At 49.4% G+C, this 6,387-nt stretch carries 8 protein-coding genes; all 8 read left to right on the forward strand.

Features of this window, described 5'->3' with window-relative positions; genetic code table 11:
- Nucleotides 1-1,205: hypothetical protein (locus Q0620_RS05640; protein ID WP_298783650.1), on the forward strand; the 1,205-nt coding region annotated here is incomplete at its 5' end.
- A gap of 243 nt (nt 1,206-1,448) precedes the next feature.
- Nucleotides 1,449-1,778 (forward strand): hypothetical protein, encoded by a 330-nt coding sequence (locus Q0620_RS05645; RefSeq protein WP_298783653.1) that lies wholly within the window; start codon nt 1,449-1,451, stop codon nt 1,776-1,778.
- Nucleotides 1,779-1,929: 151 nt separating this feature from the next.
- Nucleotides 1,930-2,277 (forward strand): hypothetical protein, encoded by a 348-nt coding sequence (locus tag Q0620_RS05650; protein ID WP_298783655.1) that lies wholly within the window; start codon nt 1,930-1,932, stop codon nt 2,275-2,277.
- Nucleotides 2,278-2,646: 369 nt separating this feature from the next.
- Nucleotides 2,647-3,003 carry a hypothetical protein gene (locus tag Q0620_RS05655; protein WP_298783657.1) on the forward strand — a complete coding sequence of 119 codons (357 nt, stop codon included), beginning with the start codon at nt 2,647-2,649 and terminating at the stop codon, nt 3,001-3,003.
- Between the two features lie 61 nt (nt 3,004-3,064).
- Nucleotides 3,065-3,778 carry a hypothetical protein gene (locus Q0620_RS05660; protein WP_298783659.1) on the forward strand — a complete coding sequence of 238 codons (714 nt, stop codon included), beginning with the start codon at nt 3,065-3,067 and terminating at the stop codon, nt 3,776-3,778.
- 84 nt (nt 3,779-3,862) lie between these two features.
- Nucleotides 3,863-4,288 (forward strand): ecotin family protein, encoded by a 426-nt coding sequence (locus Q0620_RS05665; RefSeq protein WP_298783661.1) that lies wholly within the window; start codon nt 3,863-3,865, stop codon nt 4,286-4,288.
- Between the two features lie 184 nt (nt 4,289-4,472).
- Nucleotides 4,473-5,174, forward strand: a complete 702-nt coding sequence (locus tag Q0620_RS05670; RefSeq protein WP_298783663.1) for a YbaK/EbsC family protein — start codon at nt 4,473-4,475, stop codon at nt 5,172-5,174.
- Between the two features lie 153 nt (nt 5,175-5,327).
- Complete coding sequence (locus tag Q0620_RS05675) at nt 5,328-5,990, forward strand: hypothetical protein (protein ID WP_298783665.1); 663 nt, start codon at nt 5,328-5,330, stop codon at nt 5,988-5,990.
- Nucleotides 5,991-6,387: the final 397 nt, after the last annotated feature.

The raw sequence follows: 6,387 nt of genomic DNA on the forward strand, positions 1-6,387 counted from the left end.
GAACGGATAAAATTTGCCTACAAAAGACGAGCTACAAAACAGAGGGTGGCGCCGTGCCGAGCTACGAATATGAAGTGAACCAAAACTACGACGCCAAAACCCGCCGCTTAGAAAAAATTTACAGAAAAAGCAGCGAAGAGGGAGCGTCCGTATCGAAAAGCTTTAGCAAATTTGACGAAAACGGCGAGCGCGAGATCGAAAATGTCGAATATGACTGGGACGCAAATACAAACAAATTACGCGAAACGGCGATAAGCAAGCAGGAGATCGCTGCTGACGGCTCGAAAATTTATTTTAGTCTGCAAAAGGACGGCAAGCTATACGAGGGTGAAAAAGCCGTCGAAAAGCGCGAAGGCAAAACGGAAATTTTGCAAAATTTCACGCTAAAAAAGGGCAGATGGACGCCGACGCACCTTACAAAAAGGATTGTCGATGAAAGCGACAGAAACAATTTCGTAGCGACCTATGAATGGGATGCTAAAGCGAAAAAATGGGCTCCGTACGAAAAATCGATATATCACTACAACGGCGATGTTTACGCAGGCTCCGAAGGCTACGCGTGGCGCGGCAAATGGGTACCGCTTAAAAAACATACCGTCTTTACGGCAGCGGACGGAACGCGCAGCGAGATAAATTTTATATGGAAGGACGGTGTCTGGCAGCGCGATGAAAAAATCTTGCGCAAGATCGAGCCTAAGTATAGGCGCTTTAGCGAGCTAAGATCGCGCTGGGACGCCGCAAAAAACGAGTGGAGAGAGTACTACAAAAACGTGCACGAGGAGACCGAGGAAGGCAGGCCTCTGCGCGAGCAAACCGTGCTTTGGCGCGAGGAGCTGCAGCGCTGGGAGGTCGTGTTTGAAAACGAGTTTAGCTACGACGCGCGCGGCAACGTGATAAAAAATCGCGCGGCTTCCGACGGCAAGCAGTACGAGTATATCTACGACTACGACGAGGCGGACAACAACATCTCGATCATCCTGCGCGAGCCTGATGAGAGCGGCAAATGGCACGAGACGCAAAGGACGCAAAACGTCTTTGAGCGGGGCATTTTAGCGCACGACGTCCTGGATCGCGGCTTCATCGGCGATTACATAGCTACGGACGAAAACGCGATCAAAAGCAGCAAGCAGTATTTTCTAAAGGACGGCGAGTTTAAGCTAAACGAAACTCGCGAGTGGGTTTACGGAAAATGCGGGCCGCAATAAAATTTGGAAAACCTCATGAACGAGCCTTATATCGTTAAAATTTCAGATAGCGACGCGATGATGTTCGGCTGAGAAGCGGACGAGCGGGTGCGCGAATTTGCCGCTAAATTTGACGGCTGGGAGTACGAAAGCGAGTTTGAGCGGACCAGCTATCTGCTCGGAACGGACGTTTTTATCGAGGTCGCGAGCGAGTAGAGCTTAAATGAAGGCACCTTACGCGCTCAAATTCCAACCGAAAAGGCTTTGGACGCTGACGGCGGCACGACGTTTTTAAGCCTGCGCGAATGGGACGGCAAAGAGCACTGGCGGGTTCGCGCGAGCGATGAAATTTTACGCGCCATCAGCGAGGACGAGGACGGCGGCGCGGCGTATCTGCTCCTTAGCCCGCGACATATCGCCGCAGAGGAGCTGCGAAACGCCTTTGAGGGCAGAGCGCCGCAGGAATTTGCGCGCATTATCGAAGCTCTCGAAGCCAAATACGACTGTAAAGACCGAATGCTCTGCTACGTCGTTTGCTATTTTACGCCGAAAGGCAAAGAGGGGATGTGGACGGACTTCGGCGTGCAAATTTAAAGCGCGGCGGATTAAATTTAAATTTGTCTGCGCAGCGCGCTTGCGCCGAATAGCGAGAGTTTGATCTTGCGTGCAAAACCTGCGCCGTATGGGGCAAGTGAAATTAAGCAATGAAATTTAAAATCGCCGCGACGATCGAAATGGGGTCAAAATGATAAAATCCATAAAATTTGAGGGCGAAAGCATCGAGGAGCTGGAGGTTTGGTACTACGCCCCAAAGCACGAATGTAGCGCCGCAGAGTTCGCGCAGCAGTGCGGCAAGCTCGTACGCGCGGACTTTGGGCTTGCCTCCCTTTACGAGATAAAATTTGAAAAATTCAAGTCCTGCGAGCCCGATGATTTTATGAAAGAGCGGATAACGGCTGCTTTGAGCGCGGCGGCTCTATCAGGCGAGCCTCGAAATTTCGCAATGGGCGGCGAGAACGACTGGGACTGGCAGGAGTGCTCGTTTGAGGCGAGCGGACAGCGATTTTTACGTATCTGGGCAACGTCGGCTTAATAAATTTAGCCCCGCTAGCGGGCTTTGAGGCGAAGTGCGAGTTTTTAAAATTTAAAGTTTCAAACGGCGCATACCATCGCGCCGAAACGCATTTCATCGAGCCTTAAATTTTAAAATTTCGGTCGCGAGCTTTCGGATTTTAAAATTTAAACGGCGCTGGGCTTTGAGGTGCAGCGCGAATTTTGCGGCGCGGTAAAATAGCAGCGCAAACGATAAAAAACGGCGCTCGCTAAGTAGAATTTTATAAAAGTTGAATGCGGCGCGCCGTATTTAGGACGCAAAAAGCTTAAACGGGCTTAGGAAGTAAATTTCGATCTAAATTTAGGCGAGACGCCAAAAATTTTAAAATTTAAACGCAAGGAGTGAAAAATGGATGTTTTGCAGAGTTTCGGGCAGGAGTATGTGCGACAGCTCAGAGACGGGTCGCTGGCGTGGTTGGATGCGGTTATGAGCGGGCGGATGAAAGGCGCTCGGTGCGAGCGGCTGTATGCATCGATAGCAGAGTTTTCGCCGCAGCAAAGGGAGGCGCTAAGGACGCTTTGCGCGCATCTTACCGATCACGTCCTGCATGAGACGCTAAGCTTTTTCGAGCAAAGCGAGCGCTGGCGGCTTGCGGACGAGGCAGGCGAAAATCTAGCCGAGCTCTCGGACGGGCTTTGCGGCGAGCTCTACGGCGAGGACGGCTGGATAGAGAGATTTAGCGGCTATCCCGCGAGCCTAAAATAATGCCCTACGGATTACGTGCCTGAGCGCCCTGCTTTGAGACAAATTTATTTGAAGGGAAAATATGAAAAACCTATTTCTAGCCGCGCTTGCGGCATTAGCATTTAGCGGCTGCGCGGGCTTAAAATGCGGCGCAAAAGACGGACGAGACGTCGCCGAGATCGACGTGCCCGAAGATGGCTGGACGAGATACCTAGGCACCGACGGCGAGATCAAGGAGGTCGCGTTTTTCACGGCATTTTTCTCGGGGCAGTTCCGCCCACACCCAAAAGATGGCGAAAAGATCGGCTTCGTGCTTACCAAAAAGAGCGGCGAACGCATACCGATAAGGCTCGGCAATATGTATAAGGCGGCAGACGGCGCATTTGCGCTCGCGGATCTTGACGCGGAGGCCAGCGTATGGCGCGGAGCCCGGGAACTACGCGGAGCGAAACGGGTAAAATTTTACAAATTTCAAGAAGACAGCGTCAAAGTGACGGACTATGAGGCGCAAGGCGGGCTTTGCGAGGCGTTTTACGCAGGCGAAAAGATAAGCGTCAAAAGCGTGCTAAGCCGCCACACGAGCAAGTCTGGCGGGACTAGCGGCGAAATTTCCACCGTGCAGACGCAGGGCGAAATATCGCGCGACGTCGTCAAGGCTTTAAACTCGCACGAAAAGCCGTCGCCGCAAAGCTCTAGCAAAAATTTAGCGAACAAAAAGAGCGCCGCGCAAAAAACCGATAGCGAGGCGTTAAAACCGGAGGCAGAGGCGCTAAAAAATATTATCTGCTACAGATAAAAACAAAGTCGATTGAAATTTCAGTTTAATGAGTAAAAATTTTGCTAAAATTTTAAATAAAAATATCTTTTCAAGGAGTAAAGTATGAGAAAAAGCGTTTTATTCTTCCTCTTGCCGCTGTTTTTATTCGGCGGCGAAGCGCAAAAGCAGCTAAACGTCTTTGAGCTAACGCCGTCAAAGATGCCGCCGCAGCAGTTTAAGGTCGAAGCGGTCTTTTCAAAAGAGATCGAAGCCGACTGCAACGACGCGTATCTGATCGGCGGCAAAATAGAGCAAAAAGAGGGCGCGGACGGGCTTTATTACGAGTTTAGCGGCGGCAACGAACTTGCTCAAACGCTGATGCTGTGCAAAACCGAGAAGCAAAAAAAATGGGTCTATTATGAGCTTGGAGCGCCTTTTTTCTACACTTCGGGCGAAATTAGAATTTTAGCGCCCAAAGACGTCAAGGTCGAGCTTAAAATTTACGAGCTCGTAGAGAGCAAAGAGCCTAAAATCCGCAAGATGAAATAATTTCGCAAGAAGCAGGGCGAACCGAGCTTATACGTGACGGAATTTCCGCCGCGCAATAGATTTTTCATCGCGCAATGGTTTTGCGCGCAGGCGAGACAAATTCTACGGCGAAGAATGGAATTTCGGCATCAATGGGTCATTTGGTTAAAATTTCAGTATAATTTTGCAAAAATAAGGAGAGAGCATGTCAGAGAGAATTTTTGAAAGCCTAAAAGAGCTTTTGACGCAGCAGGGGGCGCGCTTCCGCGTCATAGCTCACGAAAGCGCGGGCACCTCCGCCGAAGTCGCCAAAATCCGCGGCACGCAGCTAGGACAAGGCGCAAAGGCGCTGGTTTGCACGATCAAGGGCTTTAAGGATGGGCAAATCTCTTTCGCGCAAAATTTAAATTTAGCAAACGCCAATGACGCGCAAAACCCCAACGCTTCTTGCGTTGCAACCGCTCAAGGCTGCGAAAACGGCGCCTGCGCGGGAAATTTAGCTTTAACCGCCGATCAAATCTGCGCAAACGTACCGCAGCAGCTGAAGCTTCCTAGCGACAAACCCGCGGGTAGAAACGGCAGAATTTACGTCCTAGCGGTCTTCGCAGCCGATCATAAAACCGATCTAAAGCGCTTGGCAGAGGGGCTCGGCGGCACGAAAGCATCGCTCGTAAGCTCCGATGAAGTGGGCGATCTCACGGACTGCGTCATCGGCTCGGTGCCGCCTTTTAGCTTCCACGACAAGCTGCTGCTAATCGCCGATCCGTCGCTATTCGGACGCTTTGATGAGATCGCTTTCAACGCGGGCTTGCTCGATCACTCGATCATCCTAAACGCACAGGATTACGCGCGCATCGCAGCTCCGCGCATCGTTAGCTTCACTGAAAAGGCTACGGAAGACGAATAGCAGCGCATCGTCCGTTTCACACAAGAGGAAGATTCGGATTAAATTAACCCAAAAGCAAGGGTAGAAAAAGACAGTGCGAGAGTGGTTGTAAAAAGGGCGCTTTGATTTTTGATCTTTTTTTCTTCATATTAATAAGGCTTTAAAATTTTCAGTATGATTAGGAGAAAAGGGATCACGACCGAAACAAGGGGGAATGCTATGAAGCAGGTGTGGATATTTTTGCTGTGCCTACTTGCGCTATGCGGCATGGAAAATGCTGCGGTCAAGGAAGACGATGCGCCGCAGCCAGAGATTTATCAGAGTATGAAAGATATTTACGACGATCTACCGATCGCGCAACTGCCGATTCGCTATCCGGGAGAAATTTCGCCCTTAGCAGCTATCGATAAAAATTTACTTGATAAAAATGAGCTGTTTTCGTTCGTAAAGGAGAATTTTTTAATCGATAATCTAAGCGCGTATTGGGAGAGGATCAAAGACATAAGAGCTTGTCGTTTGCCAGAAAAGAGCGTCAAAACAATTCTGCTAAGGCTTTATCTGATGGATTTTCAATATAGCGAACGCGGGCACGAATATGTTTTTATGTGCCTTTTAAACGACGCATTTCGTATAAGCGATTGTCGCGAAATTTACGTCGATTATGTGCACTGCGGTAAAAGCAAGCCGCCGATGCGCGCCAAGCAGGAGTTCGTCATCGACGCCGATTTACGCTGCACAGTAACAACGCACTACTATACTTTAGATAGCGATAAAGAGCTGTACAGAAATGTCTGCGTGCACGAAATACAAAACGGTACGATCGTTACTAAGGATTAAAATCCGAGGCGATTTTGCGAGATGTTTTTGGCCGTAAATTTCATAGGCAGAGCCGCAAACTGAGACGCGAATTCGCTCTATATATGAGCCCCAGCTATTTCAAATCGCGATAAAATGACGCTCAAACCGAGCCTGCATTCGTCATATTGATGAGGCGCTGTTTCGAGCCGCGCCAAAACGGCTCGTAAATCTTTGGTACTCCGCAGCGCCCCACTAAGATGCGTCGCCTTGTGGAGCATTTTAACGACGACGAGCGCTTTATTCGTTTTGACTTCCTGCAACAAGCTAAATATCAAATCTGAAATTCTTGGTGCGCCCCGAAAGCAACGAGGATAAAACATCCAAATTTTAAAATTTAAAAATTTTTAAAATAAAAGTGTGAGTTTAAAAAGAATTA

Origin of the sequence: uncultured Campylobacter sp. (assembly GCF_938017615.1) — a bacterium.
Lineage (GTDB): Bacteria > Campylobacterota > Campylobacteria > Campylobacterales > Campylobacteraceae > Campylobacter_B.

What these genes read in the sequence shown, in the direction of transcription:
- Q0620_RS05675 (WP_298783665.1), top strand. Translation starts at nt 5,328, where the DNA reads ATGATTAGGAGAAAAGGGATCACGACCGAAACAAGGGGGAATGCTATG.
- Q0620_RS05660 (WP_298783659.1), top strand. Translation starts at nt 3,065, where the DNA reads ATGAAAAACCTATTTCTAGCCGCGCTTGCGGCATTAGCATTTAGCGGC.
- Q0620_RS05655 (WP_298783657.1), top strand. Translation starts at nt 2,647, where the DNA reads ATGGATGTTTTGCAGAGTTTCGGGCAGGAGTATGTGCGACAGCTCAGA.
- Q0620_RS05670 (WP_298783663.1), top strand. Translation starts at nt 4,473, where the DNA reads ATGTCAGAGAGAATTTTTGAAAGCCTAAAAGAGCTTTTGACGCAGCAG.
- Q0620_RS05665 (WP_298783661.1), top strand. Translation starts at nt 3,863, where the DNA reads ATGAGAAAAAGCGTTTTATTCTTCCTCTTGCCGCTGTTTTTATTCGGC.
- Q0620_RS05650 (WP_298783655.1), top strand. Translation starts at nt 1,930, where the DNA reads ATGATAAAATCCATAAAATTTGAGGGCGAAAGCATCGAGGAGCTGGAG.